Source organism: Oscillospiraceae bacterium (assembly GCA_025758045.1).
Taxonomy (GTDB): Bacteria; Bacillota; Clostridia; order Oscillospirales; family Ruminococcaceae; genus Gemmiger.
In genome coordinates this window covers 1003094-1025186 of sequence record CP107208.1, presented here as the reverse complement: position 1 = coordinate 1025186, position 22093 = coordinate 1003094, and the positions used below count along the sequence as shown (strand labels likewise).

Below are 22093 nucleotides of genomic sequence, written 5' to 3'. Positions count from 1 at the left end.
TCGCGTATGTGTGGACGGTATCAGTTTTCTGCCGATGAGTATAAAGAGATTCGCCAGATCGTGCGCGATGCACAGCGCAGAAGCGAGGGAAACGAACTCAATTTCCCAATGGCAGGGGATATTTGCCCCTCGCAGGTGGCACCAGTGCTGGTTTCTCGCAGGGAGAAGATCGTGGGCGAGTTTCAGCAATGGGGGTTGCCCGGTTTTCGCGGCAGACAGCAAATCATCAATGCCCGCGCCGAAACGGTGACGGAAAAGCCGATGTTTCGCCGCAGTATTGCCTTCCAGCGCTGCGTGATCCCCGCCACCGGCTTTTATGAATGGGACGCCGCCAAGCACAAATATTTTTTTCAAATGCCGGGACAGCCGCTTTACTTGGCGGGCATTTATGATAATATAAGTGGTGTGAACTGCTTTATCATTCTGACCACCGAGCCCAACGATTCGGTAGCGCCCATCCACGACCGTATGCCGCTGCTGCTCTCCCACGAGCAGGTGCGCCCGTGGTTGGTGGACGCCGGTGCGGCGCTGGAGCTGCTTTGCAGCCGCCCGCCGCTGCTGCTGCGTACAAGCTGTGATGGGCAGTTAGGCTTTGATGATCTTGCGTGAGAGGGTTCTATGGATCAAATTGAGAAATTTGTAAAGGATTCAGGGGTGTCGATTCCTGCCTACAATGTCTGTTTTTATGACAGCAACGGCACCGATGAAATTCTGGACAACATTCTTTGCGGCAAAAAACGCGCCAACACAGGGTTGTTCAGCCTGTTTGAAGCCCAGATGCAGCTGCTGCCGCGCACGGGTGATTACACGGTCGTGCTGGACAGCGATATGCAGCCGCGCTGCATTACCCGCACCACAAAGGTGGACGTTGTCCCGTTTGAAGATGTGACGGCAGACTGTGCCGCCGCCGAGGGGGACGGCACCCTTGCCGCGTGGAAGAAAGCCCACCGCAAGGCGTTTGCCGCAGCGTGTGAGGAAATCGGCAGGAACTTTGACGAAAGCATGAAGTGCGTCTGCGAGTATTTTGATGTGATTTACCGCGCAGATGGGCAGTGAGATAAATCGAAATTTCTTGGGAGGAATATATATGGTTGGAAGAATTTATCACGTTGGATTAACAGTTTCTGATTTGGATCGCTCGGTTGCTTTCTACAGGGACATCCTTGGTCTTGCGTTTCAAGGAGAAATTTTTATGGAAGGCAAAGAAACCGATAAAATGTTTCGTAGAGCAAATTGCAAAGCAAGGGTCGCTTATTTGAACGGTTCTAAGGCTATTGAAACGCCACCGGTCGAGCTGATTCAGTTCGTAAACAGCGAGATTCATAAAGAACAATCCGACTTGTTTACGACATCCATCTCGGAAGTATGTTTCTATACGGATGACATTGATTCTGTCTATAATACCCTTATCGAAAATCATGTGGAGTGCTTGTCTGAACCGCAGTATTTCGACTTTAGGGCAGATGGATTTGGGGAAAGCAGAGCGTTTTATTTCAGAGACCCGGATGGCATTATCCTTGAAATGATGCAGCCTCTTTGATAAGAAATCATAGGTATAGGAAATTGCCAACTTCCAGTTTGTAGAACAAATCCGCAACAAATAACGGCAGTTAGGAGAACCCCATGATTTTACACATAAACAACAGTGAGTATGATTACCATACCTTGGTCAAGGTTGCGGAGATGGCAGGGCTTGCGGGCATTGTCGGCTTTCACGAATCCGAGGACGGCTATATTGTCAGCTTCCCCGATACAGAAAACACGCAGGCGCTTATTAACGACTACAAAGCGCGTCTGCGTGATTTAGAAAACAATATCTGGCAGCACTAGACTGCCACTAATTCTAAGGCGGGCTTCGGCCCGCCTTTTCTTTATGCAAAATCATTTCTCATGCAAAATCATTTCTCTGCGGTTGCCTCACCCGGTTTGGTCGTGATGAGCTTATACACCGCCGTATCCTTGGGTTCCAGATTGGAGAACGGTATCATGCTGTTGCCCATCTTGATAATGCCGTGTCCCTCGCTGGCGTTGCGCAGAAATTCCAGCTGCGGCTTGGACAGCCCGTACAGGCGTTCCAAGGCTTCCAGACTTTTCGATTGCCGCAGCATAATGACAAACTCACTGTTGGAAAGCAGCGCATACGCCACGGGGTTATCCAGATAATCCTGAATATCCTGCGAGATGCCGGTGGCGTAGGCATTGTACTTGCGGAACCTTTTCCAAGAGGAATACAGGAAATTGGAACTCATCGGGTCCTTTAACAGCACATGAATCTCATCAAAGTAGATCCATGTTGCCGCCGTGGCGTCCTTGCGGCGGTTGGTCATCACCTGCATATTGATGAACTCCAGCAGGGACATCATGGCAATCGGGCGGAGCTGGTCGCCCAGACTTTGGATATTAAAGCAAATCAGGCGGTTGTTCATATCCACATTGGTGGTGTGGGAAAACGCCTGCAAGCTGCCGTTGGCGAATACATCCAGCATCAACGCCAGCTGCTTTGCGCGACGCAGGTTGGATTTGTTCAAATCCCGATACAAATCACCGAGCGTCGGGCAGGGCGCTGTGTAGCCGGAGGCAATCAGCGGTTTATAAATGTTTTTGAGGCTGGCAGCAATCAGGCTTCTGTCCTCCGGCTGAAGATGCCCATTCTCGCCGATCAGCTTGTCCAGCATCGACAGTACAAACTCAATTTTGGCAACATCGGGCGGCACATCGGTCTTGGGGTCGTAATGATAATCCAGCGGATTAAAGTATGTCCGGCTGTCCACAGACACCTTGATCGCCTCGCCGCCCAGCGCCTTGACCAGCAGCTCATATTCATTTTCCGGGTCCACCAGAATGAACCGCGCGTTCGGCCAGCGCAAAAACTCCATTATAATTTCCATCTTCACGCTCATGGATTTGCCGCTGCCGGAGGTGGCAATCACCATCGCATTGCCGTTGATGAGCTTGGTGCGGTCGCCCACGATCAGGTTGCCGGTAATTGCGTTTCTGCCGTAGAAGATACCCTGCGGGGATTGTACTTCCTGCGCCACAAACGGCACCAGCGCCGTGACGCTGCGGGTCAGCATCATGTGGCTGCTTTCCACACGGCGCAGCCCATAGGGCATAGCTGTGTTAAAGCAGTTTTCCTGCTGAAAGCGCATCTCGGTAAAGCGGCAGTTGAAATTGGAAGCTGCCGATTGCAGTGCATCGGTTTCCTGCCGCAATTCGTCCGGCGTGTCGGCAAAGAACGCCACACTCAAAAGCACCATAAATACCTGTTGGTCGCCCTCACAGATGGCATTGCGGATCTCTGCTGTGTACTTTTCCTGCTGTTGGTTGCGAGGAGAGATGGTTGCCATAAAGTCGAGATTTTCTACGTTGCGTCGGTTTGCGCGGTACTTTTCGGAGTCAATCTTCATTTGAGAAGCCTCGATTTCCCGCATTGCATCCTCGGTTTCTACCGGTGTAATATCAATGCTGAGAACGATGTACGGCACCTGTTGGAGCAGCGTCGCCACAAAATTATCGCTCAGCTGCTGCGGATACTGCGCAATCGCCATTGCCTTGGCAAATCCATCGTCTATTTCCGCGTGTTGGGTTGTAAAGCGCATCGCATCGGGTGCAATCGTGTTGCGGAAATCGTTGCCCAATTTTCCGTAGTCATCAAAGCTGAACTGAAAGCGCCCTTCCTCGCCGCGCCGAAAGAAGTTGTGCAGCACCTCCAATCGTTCATTGTTTGTCATAGGTTTGATTGTACAGCCCAGATTGGAAAGCTCCGCCAGAAGGTTGCCCTGCACCTGCCGCAGACGGCTGCGGGCATCGTTAACGTTCTGTTTGTTGGTGGATAGAATCAGATACTTGTGCTGCACCACATTGCCCGCGTCTTGGACGCATTGTCGGATTCGGCGGTTGCGTTCTACACGCCACTTATCCAAGCCGTCAAGGTTGCGGTGCAGCAAAACATTTTCGCGGAAGCACTTCTCGTCCATGCGCTGGCTGACAATGCAGATTTTCAGCCAGCAGTCAGAAGGCACACCCATATACACCTTGCCGAGCAGGTTAAGGATTTTTGCTTTATTGTCCTCATCGCTCATTGTAAAGTTGATGTCCGGCATGGACCACATCTGGCTGTACACATTGCCGCAGCGCCATGTCCCGTCCTCATAGATTCGGTCGATGGGGATGCTCTGCTGCACACTGCGCGGCACCTTGCGGCTGCCGTAGGTTCTTTGGGTTGACGCATACTCACTTAAACGCAATCTTCTTCACCTTTCCTTTTTGTTTGGGGCGCAGTTCGGTTTTCCATACCCGCCAACCGTTGTACAGAATCGCGCTTTCCAACACGATGATAACAAACTTTTCAAACGGTAGCCCGTCATAGCTTAAAAATCCCGCGGCGGCAATGGGTGCCGCGGCAAGGATACACAGCCAGCTGGCGGTTTCCTGCCCCAACAGCGGTTTTGTCCATAAATAAATCAGCACCGCCAACCCAATGGCGATGCCGGAACAAAGTAACTGGCGCAGGGTCAGCCCCATAAGAATTTCTTCCTGATAGCGCCGAATGTCTTTATTGATCGGAATCTGCATACTTTTACAACCCCATCATTTCGTGGATTATGCGGTCGGAGCCTTTGATCAGCCCGACCAGCACAAGCATATTGAAGATAATTTCGGTCAGATAACTCCACACCATCGTGGTAGCCTCGCCGCCCGAAACCGTGGGCGTGCTGACAAAAGCGGCATAGATGACACACGCCAGCACGATGACTGCCCCCTCCAGGCAGACGCCGACATAACTCTTGATAAAGGAAATGCCGACCGACTGTGTGCTTTCCCCGGCAAAGCTCGCCAGCGGCAAGGGAGCCAGCGCCGTGTACATATACAGGCGAAAGAACCGCCCGTACACGGTGAGGATCATCACGAACGACAGCACCGTGATGAACAGACTGCCCAGAATCGTGACGAGCCACAAAGGGATGCTGGCTAAAAAGCCGACATTTTCAATGGCAGACTGCACCTCACCGGGCAGTGCGACCATAGCCTGCGAAATGCCGCCCATACCGGCAGCCATATCACTGACCACGCCATTGCAGATGGAAAAGATATTGAGCATGATGTCCATGCCGTAACCCACCAAGGTTTTGGCTGCCACAAAGCGAATGAGGTAATGCACGGCAGCCTCCGGGCGTTTGAGTTCATGGAAGTTGGCAGTGTTTTTGAACAGCGATATGGCAAAGAACAGCACGATCAGCGCATAGCCGATGCCGATCATCGCATTGTGCAGACTTTGCATCACGCCCCATACAGCCCCGCCCTTAAAAGATTGGGGGCTGGTTGTCACCAGCCCCCAAAGCTCTGTCAATTTTCCGTTCCAAGTGGAAAAGGCATTGTTCAGATTTTCTACGATCCAGTTTTGATTCAAGGTTTCACCTTCTTTCCGGCAAAAGAAATGACCGTCTTGCTGAAAAGCAAAACGGTCGCTGTGTTTTTTCCACCATCACACATTATGCGGTTGGGTGCAATAGGAAAATGCAGGGTTTAAAGTCTGCCACTCATTCCATCGGATTCTTCCTTGCCAATAAGGTACAAAAATGCAATAGCGGGAATTCGATAGATTTTAGGAGAAGTTTCATGGCGCGTCACGCCAAAGTCCTCCAGCTGCTTCGTGATGACAAAGGCATCTGTAATGCCAGCTTTAGGATCATTGCACAATTCTACAATGCCATCCGTCTGCGGTATATGCGAATTGTTTTTGTATTTGACTTCGCACAGAATTTTTTGCTGCGGGAGTTCAATTACGGCATCGACCTCTTTTTGATTTTCTTTTGCCTTTCGATAATAGCCAAGCTGTGCGCCTGTCCCTTGATAAAACGATACCAGATGCTTATATACAGTGGTTTCAATTAAAAGCCCCAACTCACGCTCATCGGACAGAACATCGTCTACCATCAGAACCGCATTGCGAATGGCGGCATCCGCTATATAAATCTTAGGACGCCCTTTCAGAACCGACTTGCTTCCGACAGCGATTGGATATGCCATATAAATCAAGTTGGATTTTACAAGGGCATCCACATAGGATTCAATGGTGTTCGGGGATATATTATCCAACTCTTTAGCCGCAGTCGTAGCACTAAAGATTTCTGTTGAATTCATGCACAAGTATAGGAATAGCTTTTCCATTAACAGTGGACTGCGAACTTTGAACAAGGTAAGCACATCGCGCTTTATTACCTTATCCACAACATCCTCACGCAGCATACGCTGCGCATAAAGATCATCATCGGACAGCGCCAGTTCCGGAAATCCGCCGATGGTAAGATAGCGGTTGAAATGCTTAACTAACGGTTCAAAGCGCGCCATCAAATCCGCGACCTCGGCATTTTCCATTTTAGGTATATCTGTGATTTTTAAGTGGTCCGGCAGTAACGGCATATCATCCAACTGCAAAAGCTGGCAGTATTCATAAAAGGAAAGCGTGGGAATTTTAATGACTGTCCAACGACCTGTTCCGCTATCGGTTGACGCATCCTCAATAATAGGGCTTGCCGAACCTGTGGCCGCCAGCCGAATGTCTTTACGACTGTCATAAATCACTTTCATCCAGAGTTCCCAATTTTCGGTGTACTGAATTTCGTCAAAGAAAACATAGCGCACACCCTCTACCGGGTACATGGAATCGTAAGCAGATAAAACCATATCAACTCCCGCCATTTTCAGTACGGGGTTATCAAAGGTTGCATAAAAGATATTTCGCGGATTCACACCGTTATCAATCAGGTGATTGATGATTTGATAAAGAATGGTCGTTTTACCTACGCGACGTGCGCCGGAAAGAACAGCAAAACGCCGAATCGTCTTATGCTGCATAATTCGCAGTGTTTCATGATAGGCAACACGATGCTGTGGTCGATCTTCTTCTTTCGCAGCGCTTGGATTTCTCCACCAAGGATTGTAATTTCGGAGGGCTTTAATTACCTGCTCATTTGTCACCAGTGCCACACTCATCACCTCATTATACTGATTGAAAGTATTGGAATCTTGCTCAATATAATATAGCATTTTCCGGGAAAATAATCAAGTATAATGAGCGTAGTGCTTCTTCTTACAGAATCATATCCAAAATATCCTTGGCAAAGTAGATAACTACGCCTCCGAAAAAGGTCATAAAGCCCTGCGCACGCTGCCCGGCATCGTGGCTTTTGAGGGCAAGACCGATCTGCACAATGCCGAAGCCCAGCAGAATGGCACCAATCGCCTTAATGGCGCTGAACACAAAATCACTCAGTGCATTGATGGTCGCCAGCGGGTCGTCCGCATACACAGGCAGCGCCATCACGATTACCGCGGCGGCAACCGTGGCAACCGTCAGGTAACTGCGCTTGATTTTGCGCTGGGTTTCCGGTGCGGATACAGGTTTTTTGATTGTCATAATAGAGATTCCTCCCATTCTTGTAATTCATCGTATAGATCTTCGGTAATTTCGGGGCAGGTCAGCTCCGCCACATAAGCAAGCGATACCGTGCCGGCCTGCGCCATATAATCCGGGGGCATCGTGTAGCCCTCCGGCGCGGGGATGGGGGTTGCAAAGCGATGCAGCAGTCCCCGCGGGCTGCGGTAGTCGGGTGTGTATTTCAGGTTTGGGTGGTCAAAAAGGTTGTATTTCTTGTCCCTCACCGGTGCCTCGCCGCTGATCATTACAAGGCAGTCGCTGCGTTTCATGCGGCGCACCTCGTCCGGGGTCATCAGCTCGCGCCCTGTGACCTGATAGCTGTCGCTGGACGACCCGTGGCTGCCCTTGCCGATGCTCTGCCCCTTGGTGCGGATGGTCTGCTTGCCCAGCAGCTTGGAAATGTACTCAAAGGTGCTGTAATCGTTGCCGCCAAGGTAGACTAAGCTGTCACAGTTGCCGATGATCGTTTCCCAGTCGTCCTTGTATTTGCTTTTGATCTGGGAAATATTTTGCAGAATGATATCGCAGCTTATGTTGCGGCTGCGCGCAACGGCAAGGATCTTTACAAAGTTTTCCGGCGTTGCGACATTGGCAAACTCGTCCATCATCAGGCGTACATGAACCGGCAGTGTGCCGTGGAATTCCGGCGTGGAATCAGCAAGGCGAAACAGCTGGTCAAACAGTTGGGTGTACAGAATCGAAACCATAAAGTTAAAGGTATCGTCATTGTCGGGGATAACGCAGAAGATGGCGCGTTTCTCCACGCCCAACTTCGGCAGGAACATTTCATCGGTGGCAATCATCTCGGCAAACGCCGCCGATTGCAGCATATGCAGATTGGATACCGCCGTGACCATAATGCTGGACAGGGTTTTCGCGCTGCCGAGCTTGAACGAACGGTATTGCAGCACAGCCGGGTGATGCGGGTCGCGCTGTTCCAGTTCACCGAACAGAATATCCATACGGTTTTCATCATAGCTGTCCTCGCTGACCTTACATTCCAGAATCATATCCATCATCGTGCTGAGATTGCGCTCATACAGCGGGGATTCGTACAGAATATACAAAATCAACGATGCCAAAAACATAACAGCGCTCTTGTCCCAGAACTCGTTTTCGCCGCCGGAGGCTGCCGGGTTCTTTTTGGTGTTGAACACCAGCGCATAGGCAAGTTTCATAGCGTCCTCATCGGTTTTCAGGTACGCTACCGGATTGTAATGTCCGCGGAAATGCACAAAGTCAATGACCGTCACGGTGACGCCGTTTTTCTCCATAGCACCGCCGAGGGAATAGGTCAGCTCCCCCTTGGGGTCCAAAAAGAAGTAGGAGCCACTGCATTGCAGGGCATTCGGTTTTACAAAGAAGCGGGTCTTACCGCTGCCGGAACCGCCAATCACAACAACGTGCAGATTCCGCTGGTGCTGATAGGAATCATTGCTGAGGCGGACATTCTGGGAAAGAATGATTTCCTGCCACGGGTCCTTGCGGTTGCGGTAGCGTTCGTTCAACTCTTTGGCGTTGCCCCAATAGGCAGAGCCGTGTTCCTCGCCGGGGCGGCGATCCGCCTGGTCGAGCAGATAGCAATACACCCCCAGCGGGTAGAGCACCAAAACCGCCAGCAAAAATTTCGGGGTGCTGCTGCACCAACGCAGGTTCAGCGGGTCGTTCAACAGCGCGGTAAGCCCTGCCGCCAAAGCGGACAGCCCGTGCGCCTGTTCGGTAATCTGCGCCAGCCCTGCCGCCAGCCAGAGCAGCGGCAGCAGCAAGGCAACCCAGAGCCAGAGGTTCTGTCGATCCTTATTCGGGCGCATGGCGGTCAGCGTTCCTCTGCGCGCTGCAAATCACTGCGCGGGCGCTGCAAGTCCAGTTCCTTGCAGACGGAATCGCCAAACACCTTGGCCATCTCGCGCACTTCCTCCAACGCGCGGCGCTCCTCCCCGGCAGGGATATGCGCCCGCAAGCCGTTCAGCCTGTCGGCGGCATCGGCGGGTGGTGCCAGACCGAGCCGCCCACAAACTTCAACAGACACAGCCAACGCCATCTGGTGCAGATATTCTTCATTACCGACCTCTGCATAGCACTGCGCTGCCGTGGCAAGAACAATATCCGCGGGCAGACGCGCAAGGACTTCTTCATCACTTGCACCGCTTGGATAGAGAATGAGATTTTCGTCAGCAAGAAAACCGGTGGGTTGCTTCTCATCAAACTGCACATCCACCGGTGACAAGGCGGTCAATACCGCAATGGCTTTGCCAAGCTGGTCGCCCTGCAGCTCCACCGTTGGGCAGGGCTTGTTGCCGTAGGTCGCGGAACGGTCATACACCTTGCCCACCGTAAAATAGCCGTCGGAGCGCACCAACTGCGAAATGCCAACGGCACCCTTGCTGACCCTGCGCCCAAATTGGTTCCATCCGTCAAAGGACATCACGGCAGTCGCCTGCGGGCAGGCTTTCAGCACCAGTGCGGCATTGCCGGAGGTAATCCCGCTGCCCAGCCTGCCGCGCCCCAGCAGGTAGGCGGTCAGATCCGCGCCGTCCTGCAAAACCTCCTGCAGCGCCTGCTTTTGGTCGGCCAGCACGGCATCGCGGTCGTTCTTCTTTTTGGCTTTCCAATCCTCAATGTTCATACGCTCATACATTTAGCGTTCCTCCTTTCGGGTCGCATTGACCGCGCGTTCCGCACTGCGGGCTGCTGCCTTGCGCAGCTGTGCCGCCACCGTCTTGAACGAGGGGCGGGGGTCAATATCCTCCATCGTCTTCCCGCGCGTCAGCATCGGATCGGGCGTCTGGCGGCGGGTTTCTGCGTTTTTTCGGTCAGTTGCAATCTTTTTGGGCACGGTATACCCAAGCTGTTCATAAATGCGGTTCAGCTTGGATACATCCTCTGCCTTAAACATAATGTCGATTTTCTCGCTCGGCGCGCTCTTGTCCTTGATGGACGCAAACAGCACGCCGTACTGTTTGGCATACGCCTTGAACTGGGCAAGATCCTTGGTCTGCAAAGGAATGATCTTCATCTCCTTGCCCTCGCGCAGTAGGCGGTCAAGACTTGTCTTGCCGCGCACTTTGGGGTTTTCCTTGGCGTAGGCAAGCGCTATCGCCAGTGAGTTCTTAAAGCCCAGCGCTGTCAGCTTGATAGCCACCTCAGAAAATTGCAGTGCCTCGCGCACCATCTGGTCAGCGGCTTCTCCGCCGTTGTTCATTTTCGTTCACCTCGCGTTCTTCTTTTTCAGCCTGCCGCACTTCCTGCCATTTCAGCTGCAAGGCGGCAGCATCGGTTTCAATGTCTGCGCAGGTATTCAGCTCCCTGCGCACGGTTCGCATCCGGGCAGACAATTCTTCCAGCCGCCTGTTACGGACATCCGGCGTCAGGGCTTCCTTGTGGTTGTATAGATATTTTCGTTTTTGGGTAAGCACCTCCAGTTCGTGGGTCAGCCTTGCCTTGTAGGTCCGCAGTTCCTCGGTGGATTCGATTTTTTGCTCCCACAGCAAATCGCATTGCCGCCGATAGCGGTTGAATTTGCTGAAATCCTCGCGCAGCAGGTAGTAGCAGCGCCGTCCGCTTTTGCCGCGGTAGCTTCTGCGCAGCAAGGCGCAATAATGGTAGTAGCAAGCCATAATGCCGCCTACCTTTTTATACGGGCGGTTCAGTCTGCTGCGGCAGCGCACGCGGCGCACAACCGGCAGTGCCGGTGTCGTCTGCCAACCTTGCTGCACAGGCTGGTTTTCTGCCTGATATTCCTGCTGCATTTCGGGCGGAAGTTTTTTTAGTTGCGTGAAAAACTCTCTCAATTCCGATTCGGAGAACTGCGGCGCTACACCGTCCAGCCGCACAAACCTTTTACTGTCTTGGTGCCGAACCGCCATGTGCTTGACGCGGGAACCGTACTTGACCTCATAGCCCATCTTTTGCAGATTGCCGACAAAATCGTCAAAGTCGGAGCTTTCGGCAAGCGCCATTTCCACATCCGCTTTGACCATACCGCGCAGTGTCGGCTTGCCCTCGCGGCGGTTGCGCCATTCGCCATACGAGATGCCGCGCCCGTCCGTTTCTATGACTGACAACCGGTTTTGCCGGCACAGGTCATCGGAAATTTGCCGTATGCCCTGATAGTAGGTTTTGAAATCGTTGCGGAACATTTTGCCGTCCATAAAGGAAACCGAATTGACCACAATATGGTTATGCAGATGCCCCTTGTCCAGATGGGTGGACACCGTACACTCAAACCGATCCGCCAGACAGCGTCTGGCGAATTCGCAGCCGATTTGATGCACCTGGTCCGGGCTGGCTTCGCCGGGCTTAAAGCTCTGGATAATATGGTAGCCGGCATTGCCGTGTCCTACTTCCTTATGCCAGCGGCGTTTGGTTGCCTCCATAATCAGGCAGGCGTTTTGCGGGTCGCAGTTAAAGCCGGTGACATAGAGCTGGTGTTCCGTCTTGTTCTCGTTCTGGGTGTAGTGCATCAGCCGGTCGAGCGCATCGCCGCGAAAGATCTCGGTCTTTTTCGGGTTGGCAGCATAGTCCAGGCAGTCTTTCAGGCGCTTGCGCACCGGCAGGATTTTTGTTGTCGCCATTATAACTGTTCCTTCATAAGCAGCCAGATGCGAGTCATGATCTGCTGCGCCTCTTGCAGATAAGCGTCCTCTGCCTTGCCGTTGAAGTTGGCAATGCGCGCTAACTGGTTCAGGTTGTTTCCGACCGCCGCCACCTGCCTTGCCAGCGCCTTGCAGCTGTCCGGTGTGCGGGGGTGAATGGTAATGCCCATCAACGCGCAGCGGATATATTTCTCTCTGCAAATACCGGCGCACTGAACATTCCGGTTCAGTTCTTCCAGCTCCTTGTCGTTCATGTGGAATGTAATGCGATTGTTTCGTTCTCTGATTGTCTATTCCTCCCCAACAAAAACCGACTGCATCGTACAATGCAATCGGCAAAAAGTTCTTATTCCAACCCGGCAGACAGACAGGTTATGTTTGGCGGGATAACGCTGAATTTGTTTTCACTGAATATATTTTCAGTGTTATTGTGCCATCTGCCGTGCAAAAAGCAAGCAGTTCTCCTATGTGGCGGGAATTATTTCCACCAGAATTATCGTTTTAAGTCCATTGCAGAAAGAGGGGTCTTAGGGGTTCTCCCCTAACAAGTTGTCGTTTGGTGTACCAAATGACGTGCTTGCCACGGCGTTGCTAACGCAATGCCGTTCCGAGCTTTCTGAAACAAACCAAGGTCGCTCCCACCCTTTGCGGGCGCAGATTTCATCAATTACCGTGCCCATGTGGTAGGCAGGTACCTTTAGATTCAGGGCGTACTCGGTAGCAATGACATTCACCTTGTACCGCATTAGCCGCCTGAAAAAGGAAATCAAGTGCCGTTCTTCGCCGCTGATCTGGCTCATACGGCAGATATAAATTCTCTCAATATGTCCTGCCTTTGCCTCGCGCATCATCTTGCGGTAAGCAGGGCGGCGCAGCCAGCCGTGGTGAATGTCATATCCCCAGCCAACCACTTCGGCACCATCGCGCTGCGCCTGCAGCATCAAAACATTCAGGGTGTTTTTGCTTTCTACATAGTTGCCGGGGACGCGCGCATACAACCACGCGCGCTGGGGTTCCTTTGTTGTTTTCATGGATTTTTGTTTCCTCTATTCTGTTTCGGTTTGTTTGGCAATCACAAGCCATCTGCCGTCATCGGTGATGTTGTCGCAGGTGGAAAGCGTGAGCAGCTTGTCGCCGTACTCAGCTGAAATGCCTGTATCGTACAGCACCCGCGATTGGCAGGCTGACACATAATCGGCAAAATCTTCCGGGGCTACTGCGTTCACAAACCGATAGAACGGGAACGCATCGGCAGAATCTGCCTGCACGGTCGTGTGAATCACGGCAAAAATCTCATAGGCGCTGCTGCCCAGTGCGGTATCGAACCGGACGGTTTTGTGTGCTTGCCAGAAATCCTTGCTGCGGTACTTGGCAAGGTCTGCGAACATCGAGCCGTCTTTCATGTTGTGACCGTAAATAATCAGGTTGTCGGACGGGGCAAGCGCATCGCAGTTCGCCTGTATAAAGGGGCAGCCGTAGTCCGTGTAGTTCTTTTCAAAGTCGTGCTTCAGATAATAGTTGGGGTCTGCCGGTGTCTGCATCACGGGATAGTCGATGCTGGTGCCTTCAATTTGAATCCAGCCGATCATATCGGCGTTTTCCAAATACAAGTTTCGGCTGGTTGGTTGTACCGAGGATTGCGATGCAATTTCCGGTTGTGTGTCCTGCTCTCTTACGGCGGCAAGGTTGCTGTAAAGGTGCGCCTGTTGTTTCGATTTCCAAAAATATGCTGTCAGCAAGGAAACGCTGACAATTAGAACTGCACCTGACACGCCGCAAAGAAACATTGTGATTTTTGGTTTCATAGTCTGCCTTTCATAAAAAGAAGGAGGTCCTCGCGGACCTCCGTTACCATAAACATATGTCATTGTTAAAAACGCTCCTTAACGTTCACCGTCCTCGGTTTCGTCATGCTCGGCAACGGCTTTGCAGTGGACGCACTTGTAAATCAGTGCCGCCAGCCCTGCCAAGGAAAGACCCGCCAGCGCCAGAAGCAGCCCCAGCGGGAAAGTATCGCCTGTCTGGGGAATCAGCGGTGTGGGGGTCGGGGTACTCGGCGGTGTCGGCTGCACGGGCTGTTCGGGGATGGGGGAGTCCTTCATGACTACGCGCTGCACCTCGCCGGTGGGCAGTACCGTAAAGGAAATATTCTCTGCAATTTCGTATCCATTGGGGGCGGTGATTTCGGTCAGGGTGTACTCACCGGCAGGGAGTTTTTCGATATAGTGCGGCTTGTCGGAAGATACCCAGCGGTCAATTTTCTTGCCGTCCTTGTCGGTAAGGGTCAGCTCCGCGCCGGGTAATTCCTCCATTGTGGTCAGGTCTTTCTTGGAGATTTCCACCTTAATGACATCGTCCCGCATCTCAAACTGCTGCACCTCGCCGGTGGGCAGCACGGTAAACGGTACGCTTTCGGCAAAAGCGTATGCGTCAGGGGCTTTCACTTCGGTCAGCGTATAATCGCCTGCGGGCAGTTTCTCAATGCAGTGAGGTTTGTCGGTGGATACCCAGCGGTCGATTTCCTTGCCGTCCTTGCCGGTAATGACCAGCTCCGCGCCGGGCAACTCCTCCATTGTGGTCAGATCCTTCTTGGAGAATTCTGCCTTGATGGTGTCATCGCGCATAATCACGGTCGCATCGTCCAACAACTTCCAGTCACCCCAAGTCCAGAACAGGAAGTTTCTTGTGGTCAGGTAATAGACCTCGGCTTCCTGCAGGTTGTTACCGTCCTCGTCCGCCTTTTGCAGCAGACGGAAGGTAATCTCATCTGCCAGCGCGTAGCCATCGGCGGGGCGGGTTTCGGTCAGGGTGTAGGCATCGCCCAAGTGCAGCCCCGTCACACGGTGGGGCGTGTCGGTGGACACCCAGCTTTCCACAATGTTGCCGTCCATATCCTGAATGGTCAGAGTGGCACCGGGCAGTTCCTCGTCGTTGGTCAAATCGCGCTTGCTTACCCACATTTCGGTGGGTTTGTTGGTGCAGGTGCTTTCCAAAACCTGCACCGCCTCGCCGTCGTAGGTAAAGGTGACTTCCATCGGCTCTTCGTTGACATAGTAACCCAGCGGGGCGCGGATTTCCCTGACGATATACTTGCCGCTGTTGGTGGCGGCATCCTTGTGGGTGCTGCTGCCATACTGCTCGCCGCGGATGGGAATATCGCAATCGAAGTAGGTGATGCCGTCCGCATTGGTTTCGGGGCTGGTAGCCACCAGCTCACCGGCGGCAAAAACAAGGCTGCCGTCTGCATCGTAAATGTCATCGGCGGTGTACAGGTTGAACACGGCACCGGCAAGGTATTTGCCGCTTTCCAGATCGGTTTTGTAGATGCCGACTTTGGCCTTTTCGCGCTCGTTATGGAATTCAACAGCGTCAGTCGCAACAATTTCCTGCGTCTGGTTGTCCCACGCAAGGGTCACATCAAAGGTGGCGTCCGTGCCTGCATAGCCATACGGCGGCTTGGTTTCCGCAATGTGATAGCTGCCCAACGGCAGGGTCACGCTGACTTCACCGATGGTGCCGTCGTAGATGACGGACAGAAAATCATAGGTCGCCGCGGTGCGCGCAGGGGCAAAGACGGCAGTGTCGGCAGTGCCGTCGCCTGTGGTTACGACTGCCACCACATCGCCCTTGGCATACCAGAGGGTGCGGTTGCCGTAGTTATCCAGCTGGCGATCCTGCGTGTAGATGTCCTCGGCTGCCGTGATGGTATACTCGGCACCGGCCAGCGGGCGGGTTTCGTAGGTGAAGTCGCCGCTTTCCGCTTCGCTCGTCATCCACGGATCAATGCTGCCCGGCTCAGACTGCCAGCCCATCAGCACCTCGCCGGTCTTGCAAATGGTCAGCTTGCCAAGGGTTTCGTGGTTGGAATACTTCTCACCAATCACCAGCGTATCCATGCCGTTTTCGTTTTTATCGCCGGTCGCCTGATAAATACGATCGGTGGTAATGGTGAAGTCAACGTAGTGGCTTGCATCGGCAGCCCATGCATTGTAATAGCCGTTGGGCGCGGTGGTTTCCACAATGCGGTATTCGCCCAGCGGCAGTTTTTCGGGCAGGGTCAGGATGCCCTCGGCGTTGGTGTAGAAGGTGGTGACATTCTTGGTAAGATGCCCGTTTACGGTGTCAGTCATGCGCACCAGCTTGGGCGCGCCGTTTTCCATGCGATAATTGCCGTCATCGTCCAGATAGTAGATCTGGAACGCCGTACCCGGCAGCAGCACGGGTTTGCCGGTTTCCTCGTCAATTTTGGTAATGCGCAGGTAAACCTCGATTTGCTCGTCCAGAACCGTGAACTTCTGGTAAGAATCCGAACCGACAATTTTGCTATCCTTGGGCGTTGCCATTGCGCTCATCGGGCTGTTTTTGTCGATGACCACCAAGTACGGTTCCGCCTGATACAAATCCTTGGGAACGGTGGTTTCGACCACCAGATAGGTGCCATAGGGCAAGCCCTGCACACGAATATTCCCGGTGTCATTGCTGAAGATCTCGGCAAGCTGGTATTCGTTGGCGCTGCCGGTGGGTTGCCAGCCGTTGCCCTTGCCGTTTTTGTTTTCTCCTGCGGCAGTCAGCGTTTTGTTGTACGCGGCAATTTCGTCAGCGTTGACCTCATAGGTCTTTGCGATGGCCTGCGTTTCCGCAGAAAAATCCCACTTCGGATGCTCGTTATCGTAGGTCTTATCAATGTAGGCATCCAAAATGCTTTGCAGGGTGTAGCTGCCGCTGCGGGTCTGCTCAAACTGCTTCAGTTTGGACAGGTCGGACACAAGGAAGAATGTAAAGCCCGCGCCCTCCAGTTCCAGTCCATTGCTTTGGCCGCTGGAGGATACGATTTTGCTGATTTCTACATTGCCTTTTGCCACTTGGTCTTGGCTCTCGGCCAAAGCGTTATCCGCATGGATGTGGTAATTGGCGTTGTAGCTGGTCTTGTCAATCTGTTCACCGGCTGCCTGTCGATTGTCGGCAAAGGTGGTCTTTTCTACATACCAACCCTCATCAGAATAGGCTGGCGTGATGTAGTAGTTATGTTCATCGCAGAGGTAGCCGTCTGCAAAGGACAGGTAATAGGCATCGTAAGTCCAAGAGCCATCCAACGCTTTACCTTTAGAGACTGTAGAAAACTGGTTCTTGTAAACCCAATCCGTGTACTGGCCGCTGCCGTTCTTGGCAAGCGCGGCGGTCTGCCCGGTGGCGGCTTTGGTGCGGCTGTCTACGGTGGGATAGGTCCCGGATATAGCAAGAGCGCCCTCACGCAGCGGAATGACCGTGCCGGTGGAGCGCTCTACTACATAATATTTGCCGAGGTACAGGTTTGCGAAGGTCAGCCAGCCGTCCTCGATTTTTGCGCTGGCTACGAGATGGTCTTTTTTGAGAATTGGCAGGTAATCCGATACCCACTGCCCGCCGTTGTCACGGATGGTCGTGTGCCAGAGGGGAGTGCCGTCTGCATCCACGATTTTGGAATAGTCTACAACGCCGGTCACGCCGTCCGGGTGGGTGATGTCCTCGGCAGCGTAGAGGTCGTACACGGCACCGTCCAGCGCGGCATTGCCGTGATTTGTATATTTCACAGCATCCAAATCCACCTTGGAAATGCTGATCTCACCCAACGTGCGGTCGTTTTTCATCACGCCGTCCGTGGCGGTGGTGGTGTAGCTGTCCTCATTGGCAGCCTTGCCGCTGTTGTCGGTGTTATAAGTGCGGGTAGAATCTTTGGCGGTGCTATAAATTGATACGGTGGTTTCCACGCCGCCGCTGGTCACCAGCTTAGTGCCGCCCTTGTCGGCTGTCAGAATATCGGCGCTGTAGTCGGCATTGTCCAGCCAAAGCACCGCGTTGTCGTTGGCTTCGGTGATTTCGATGTAATAGGCGCGCTTGCCCAAGGGTGTGCCCGCTGTGCCGGGGTGGTCAATGTCCGTCCAGTCACCAAAATAGCTGGTCGGGGCTTTGGTTTCCACAAGGATAAACTTGCCCTGATTGCGCTGGGTGTAATACAGCGTGTGGCGCATGGCATCCGTGGTGGCATAGGCGGCGCTGTTGATGACCGCATAGCTGCCGTCGCCCTGGCGCTGCACACTGTAAGTGTTGTAGCCGCCTGTTGCAAGAAACTTATTACTTACACTGTCCCACTGATAAATTTCATAACAGGCGTCGGCGGCAATCGGGTTGCCGGTTTCGCTGTCGGTTTTTCGGATATTGACCTGCAGGCTCCATTCCGTGTTGCGCATCAGGTACTCGTTGTTGGTGTCAGCTGGCACAGTCAAAGTCTGGTAGCTGCCGTTGCTGCCCCAGTACTTTTCAAAGCCGTAGGGCACGGCGATTTCTTCGTATCGGAACTGCAAACTGCCCAACTGGGTTTTTGCGCTGTTGACTGCTGCGTTCACGGCATTTTGTGCCTCACCCTGCAATTCCGCAATGGCGGCGTCGCGGGCACTGTTGGCGGCCGCATCAGCAGCCTCCTGCGTGGTGAAAGGACCAACCTGTCCATTGCGAGTGCCCGATGTTTTGGTAACGGCATAGTGCAGACTCCAGCTTGCGCCTGCATCGCCACCGTTCTTCTGGTAGTTGTCATCGGCGGTATGACCGCTGGTGGTCACCGTTTGCTTTCCGGCAGGACTGATAGACCAGCTGCCGCCCTCGATGCTGCCGGATTTGGTGATGGGCTCGATCTCGATGGTCGCGCCGTCCACCTTTTCCTGCGTTTTCAGCTGGATCTTATCCGTGCGGATTCCATAGGAAAAATCAAAACTGCCGCTGGCAGTCTGGGCCGGTGCCTCCCAGCTGGCGTAGTATTCCTGCACAACAGGTTCCGGCTCAGGTTCCTCCTCACCGATCTCAGGACCGATCAGGGCAACGGTCTGCCACCCTGCGCGACCGGGATTATAGATGTAGGTGTAGTACCCACGGGCGGAGGCGTAGGTTTCCACGCCGTTCAGCAACTCATCGGCAGAGGCAAGATAAATTTCCGCGGCAGTGCTTTCGGGGAAGTTCTCGATGATATACATCTGTACATCGTCATAAATTGATGCGCAGAAATTCAAAAGAGAGATTTCTTCACCCTTGTCAGCGGAAAAAACAGCGGGCAGATCGTCCGCATCGCCCAAAGAAAGCTGGTTCAAGCCGCCCCAGATGCGAATCTGGTTGCCGTAGTGGTCGCCGGGGATGCACTGGTCTGCACCAACCGTGGAAGTGTTCACATAGGTGTATGTCGGGCATCCCGCAGGCTGACCGTTGGCACCGTGGGTGCAGCAGTAGGCGGGTTCGCCGTTGAACCAGATCAGCCAAGTGCCGTTGACCTTGGCAACCTTGGTGATCTTGCCACTGGTCACCGCAGGGGTAGGACGCTCGGCAAAGGCGGCAATTTCACTGTTAGGGAAGGGATACTCGGCAGCGGCGTTGCGGTCGATGGTCACCTGTAAGGTTTTGGTCAGGGCGCTGCCGTCCGGCGCAGTGTAAACCAGCTGCGCGGTAAAATCTGCATCTGCCTGTACATATACACCCAGCACAGCAGCAGAAGTTTCGCTGTATTCGCTATGCAATAGGCTTTGGGCGTTTTCAACGGGTGCGCCGTGGTAGTCCAGCAGGGTCACACCGTCTGGCAGAATCAGATCAAGGGAACTGCCATCGGTGGGGTACTCCACCTGTGCCAGAATCGGCACAATGGCGTAGTCGGTATCTTCCAGCAAGGGCGCTGCCAGCGTCAGGTTGTCACTGTCCAGCGCCTCGGCGCTGAGATAATTGGTTTGTTCTAAATCGGCATCCCACGCGCCAAGCCCGATTTTGGTTTCACCGGTCGCCACCGGCAAACCGTAGCTGCCAAGGTAGGAGCCTGTGGGGGTGTCCGGCATATCCTGATACAAAACATCACCTGCAAAGGTGTAAGGCTCTTTTTCTTCAGCAGGCTCGTCTGTGGTTGGTGCCGCGCTTTCCGCAGTAGCTGCACCGGGGTCGGGGCTGCTCTCGTCGACCTGCCCGTTGTCGGTTTCAGACGGCTCGGTCTGCTGCTCCATCTGCACGGTTTCCTCGGTGGGCTGCGGTGTGGGTTCCTCCGCAAACGCTGCACCGGGCAGCATGGAGCAGAGCATTACCGCCGCCGCAAACAGCGCGGTAACGCGGTGCTTTAATTTATAATGTGTTTCTTTCATTGTGAAATCCTTTCAAAACAGAGATTTTTTCACGAAAAAAAGCGCCTGCAAAATGCAGACGCTGCGGTTACCTTTCGGGGGTATCCTGAGCGGGCTGGGCTTTGGCTTTTTCAAATTTTCGCACTTGGTTTACAAAACCGTCCAATAGGCAGGTATGCACTTGTAGGTCAGCGTAGTAACAGGAACGGTCAAGTCCACGGCGATCCATATCTTTGATCGTGCGAATGGAATCTGCCCATTCTCTATTTGTGCGAGAAATACGACCATCTCCATCACGGGTTTGAATGGCCGCTGCCAACACATATTTTGTGCGCTCCAAACCATATTCCGCCACTACCTGCTCAACAGCGCCAGCGCCCAGCCGCAAACCATCAAAGCGCTGTGCAAGCGCTGCGTCAATCTCGTCCCGACACCTTTCATTCAAGTGGCAAGACGCATGGTACTGCTGCAATTCGCCGTGTTCGCGGGCATAAGTGACGGACTGTCGATATACTTTGGGTGGGTTCTGCTGCTGCTCCTTTTTCAGCAAGTCATCTGCACGGTCTTCCACGCACTGAGCCACAATGCTCATATAATCGGTTTCCAGCTTAGAAAAATCCTTATACACATCCGCCAGCGGCGCGGGAGATTTCAGCAGCGCCCGCACCCGTGCAGGGGTGAGGTTCATTTCTTCCGTTGCCAGAATAATGTCCTCACGGACGCTGTACTCGTAGGCGTGGTTCAGAATTTCTTCTGGCGGCTGTGCGGTCAGCCATAGGCAATAGGCGCTCTGCTCCACCCGCATTTTTTCGCAGAGCTGCTCCTGCGGGGTCATTCGGCATCCTCAAAAACAAGAGAATTGCTTTCAAGAATATATTCCCAAAAGAAGCGTTTACCGTTCATATCCGCAGTATCATAGCAGAATGTGATAAGCGCCGGAAACATGGCTGCCGCTGCATCTTCGGAAACATTCAGCTTCTTCCCCGTGGCTGTGCAGTGGTTCAGATATTCTACCAGTTCGCCCAGCGTGGCCGCACTGCTTTCTTTCAAAATCGGTGTGCACTCTTCCGGCCACTCTTGTTTGTCCAGCGGCAACGCCAGCATTTCCTCGCTGATTGGGGCGCTGACTTCAATTTCTGTGTCTGGGCGCTGGCTGAAACCGTCCAGCACTTCAAGACAGCCTACGGTTTCTGCTTTTTCGAGCAGCGCAGCGGCCAAAACTTCAATAATATCATCGTAAGACATAACGTCCTCCTAAAAAGAAAAGCGCCCACAAAAGTGAGCGCCCAGATAAAATATTCGGTTATGAGAACATCGGCAAACTGCCGTTTGCTGCATCTGTTTTCAGAATGGTGATCCAGTTGCTTTTGCCGTAGAGAAACCGCACGATATGCACCGTTTGCGTGGCATCGTCCACCGTGTAAAACGCAAGGTAATTCATAACGATGGTGAAGCGGATTCCCCATAAGGAAAGCAGTTTGTCGGAAACGACTTCAAATTTGTGCGGGAATTCTGCCAGTGCTCCGATTTTTTCGTCGGCCGCATCCAACAGCTTGTCGGCGGCAGTTGGATTTTTCAGTACAAGGTCGATATAGTCGTAGGCGTTCGCCATATCGCGCTCGGCGGCTTGGGTGACATGAATGTTGTATTTCATCTGCGCTCCCTGCGGTGGCGCAAATCAGCCATAACATCGGCAAAGGGGCGCGTGTTCCCGGCTTCCACGTCGGCAAGGCCCTCTTGCAGCTTGCTGTACAGTTCAATGCGGCCCGCCATTTCCTCGTAGGTTTCCATGCTCATAACGGCAAGGTCGCCCTTACCGTTTTTGGTAATGAAGACCGGCTCGTTGTAGGCATGGCAGTAAGAGGAAATGTCATTGTAGTTGTTTCTCAAATCTGCGCTGGAACGAATGTTCGGCATAGATAGCACCTCTCTTT

Annotated in this window: 21 protein-coding genes; 4 read left to right on the top strand and 17 right to left on the bottom strand. The window is 53.2% G+C overall.

Annotated elements, in window-relative coordinates; translation table 11 throughout:
• The first annotated feature begins 6 nt into the window (after nt 1–6).
• The 4 genes from OGM81_04870 to OGM81_04855 all read left to right on the top strand — a co-directional run bounded on the left by OGM81_04870 (nt 7) and on the right by OGM81_04855 (nt 1830).
• Entirely contained in the window at nt 7–609 is a 603-nt protein-coding gene (locus OGM81_04870) for an SOS response-associated peptidase (protein ID UYJ44470.1), read from the top strand.
• Between the two features lie 9 nt (nt 610–618).
• Nucleotides 619–1056, top strand: a complete 438-nt coding sequence (locus tag OGM81_04865) for an ASCH domain-containing protein (GenBank protein ID UYJ44469.1) — start codon at nt 619–621, stop codon at nt 1054–1056.
• Between the two features lie 31 nt (nt 1057–1087).
• Nucleotides 1088–1540 carry a VOC family protein gene (locus OGM81_04860; protein ID UYJ44468.1) on the top strand — a complete coding sequence of 151 codons (453 nt, stop codon included), beginning with the start codon at nt 1088–1090 and terminating at the stop codon, nt 1538–1540.
• Between the two features lie 83 nt (nt 1541–1623).
• Nucleotides 1624–1830: a hypothetical protein gene (locus tag OGM81_04855; protein ID UYJ44467.1), complete on the top strand. Its 207-nt coding sequence runs from the start codon at nt 1624–1626 to the stop codon at nt 1828–1830.
• Nucleotides 1831–1898: 68 nt separating this feature from the next.
• Here OGM81_04855 and OGM81_04850 read toward each other — a convergent pair whose 3' ends face one another.
• The 17 genes from OGM81_04850 to OGM81_04770 form a co-directional block, all read right to left on the bottom strand.
• Nucleotides 1899–4247, bottom strand: a complete 2349-nt coding sequence (locus OGM81_04850; GenBank protein UYJ44466.1) for an ATP-binding protein — start codon at nt 4245–4247, stop codon at nt 1899–1901.
• Nucleotides 4234–4575: a PrgI family protein gene (locus tag OGM81_04845; protein UYJ44465.1), complete on the bottom strand. Its 342-nt coding sequence runs from the start codon at nt 4573–4575 to the stop codon at nt 4234–4236. The genes OGM81_04850 and OGM81_04845 overlap by 14 nt, the downstream gene beginning before the upstream one ends.
• 4 nt (nt 4576–4579) lie before the next feature.
• Nucleotides 4580–5410 (bottom strand): hypothetical protein, encoded by an 831-nt coding sequence (locus tag OGM81_04840; protein UYJ44464.1) that lies wholly within the window; start codon nt 5408–5410, stop codon nt 4580–4582.
• Nucleotides 5411–5526: 116 nt separating this feature from the next.
• A complete protein-coding gene (locus OGM81_04835) occupies nt 5527–6990 on the bottom strand; it encodes an ATP-binding protein (protein ID UYJ44463.1) in 1464 nt (487 codons plus the stop codon).
• A gap of 103 nt (nt 6991–7093) precedes the next feature.
• Entirely contained in the window at nt 7094–7420 is a 327-nt protein-coding gene (locus tag OGM81_04830) for a TrbC/VirB2 family protein (GenBank protein UYJ44462.1), read from the bottom strand.
• Nucleotides 7417–9252: a type IV secretory system conjugative DNA transfer family protein gene (locus tag OGM81_04825; protein UYJ44461.1), complete on the bottom strand. Its 1836-nt coding sequence runs from the start codon at nt 9250–9252 to the stop codon at nt 7417–7419. Before OGM81_04825 ends, OGM81_04830 begins: the two co-directional genes overlap by 4 nt.
• Before the next feature lie 5 nt (nt 9253–9257).
• Nucleotides 9258–10079: a hypothetical protein gene (locus tag OGM81_04820; protein UYJ44460.1), complete on the bottom strand. Its 822-nt coding sequence runs from the start codon at nt 10077–10079 to the stop codon at nt 9258–9260.
• On the bottom strand, nt 10080–10643 hold the full coding sequence (locus OGM81_04815; GenBank protein ID UYJ44459.1) for a PcfB family protein: 564 nt from the start codon (nt 10641–10643) through the stop codon (nt 10080–10082).
• Entirely contained in the window at nt 10618–12015 is a 1398-nt protein-coding gene (locus tag OGM81_04810; GenBank protein UYJ44458.1) for a relaxase/mobilization nuclease domain-containing protein, read from the bottom strand. The genes OGM81_04815 and OGM81_04810 overlap by 26 nt, the downstream gene beginning before the upstream one ends.
• Nucleotides 12015–12290 carry a MobC family plasmid mobilization relaxosome protein gene (locus tag OGM81_04805; GenBank protein ID UYJ44457.1) on the bottom strand — a complete coding sequence of 92 codons (276 nt, stop codon included), beginning with the start codon at nt 12288–12290 and terminating at the stop codon, nt 12015–12017. The genes OGM81_04810 and OGM81_04805 overlap by 1 nt, the downstream gene beginning before the upstream one ends.
• A gap of 273 nt (nt 12291–12563) precedes the next feature.
• Nucleotides 12564–13067 (bottom strand): recombinase family protein, encoded by a 504-nt coding sequence (locus OGM81_04800; protein UYJ44456.1) that lies wholly within the window; start codon nt 13065–13067, stop codon nt 12564–12566.
• Between the two features lie 15 nt (nt 13068–13082).
• A complete protein-coding gene (gene srtB / locus OGM81_04795; GenBank protein UYJ44455.1) occupies nt 13083–13841 on the bottom strand; it encodes a class B sortase in 759 nt (252 codons plus the stop codon).
• 78 nt (nt 13842–13919) lie between these two features.
• Nucleotides 13920–20180: a SpaA isopeptide-forming pilin-related protein gene (locus OGM81_04790; protein UYJ44454.1), complete on the bottom strand. Its 6261-nt coding sequence runs from the start codon at nt 20178–20180 to the stop codon at nt 13920–13922.
• Nucleotides 20181–20247: 67 nt separating this feature from the next.
• Entirely contained in the window at nt 20248–20994 is a 747-nt protein-coding gene (locus OGM81_04785) for a DUF3849 domain-containing protein (GenBank protein UYJ44453.1), read from the bottom strand.
• The gene (locus tag OGM81_04780) at nt 20991–21404 is read right to left on the bottom strand and encodes a hypothetical protein (protein UYJ44452.1); all 414 of its coding nucleotides are present in this window, start codon (nt 21402–21404) and stop codon (nt 20991–20993) included. Before OGM81_04780 ends, OGM81_04785 begins: the two co-directional genes overlap by 4 nt.
• A gap of 58 nt (nt 21405–21462) precedes the next feature.
• Nucleotides 21463–21813: a type II toxin-antitoxin system RelE/ParE family toxin gene (locus OGM81_04775; protein UYJ44451.1), complete on the bottom strand. Its 351-nt coding sequence runs from the start codon at nt 21811–21813 to the stop codon at nt 21463–21465.
• Nucleotides 21810–22076, bottom strand: a complete 267-nt coding sequence (locus OGM81_04770; protein ID UYJ44450.1) for a type II toxin-antitoxin system prevent-host-death family antitoxin — start codon at nt 22074–22076, stop codon at nt 21810–21812. Before OGM81_04770 ends, OGM81_04775 begins: the two co-directional genes overlap by 4 nt.
• Between the last annotated feature and the right edge of the window lie 17 nt (nt 22077–22093).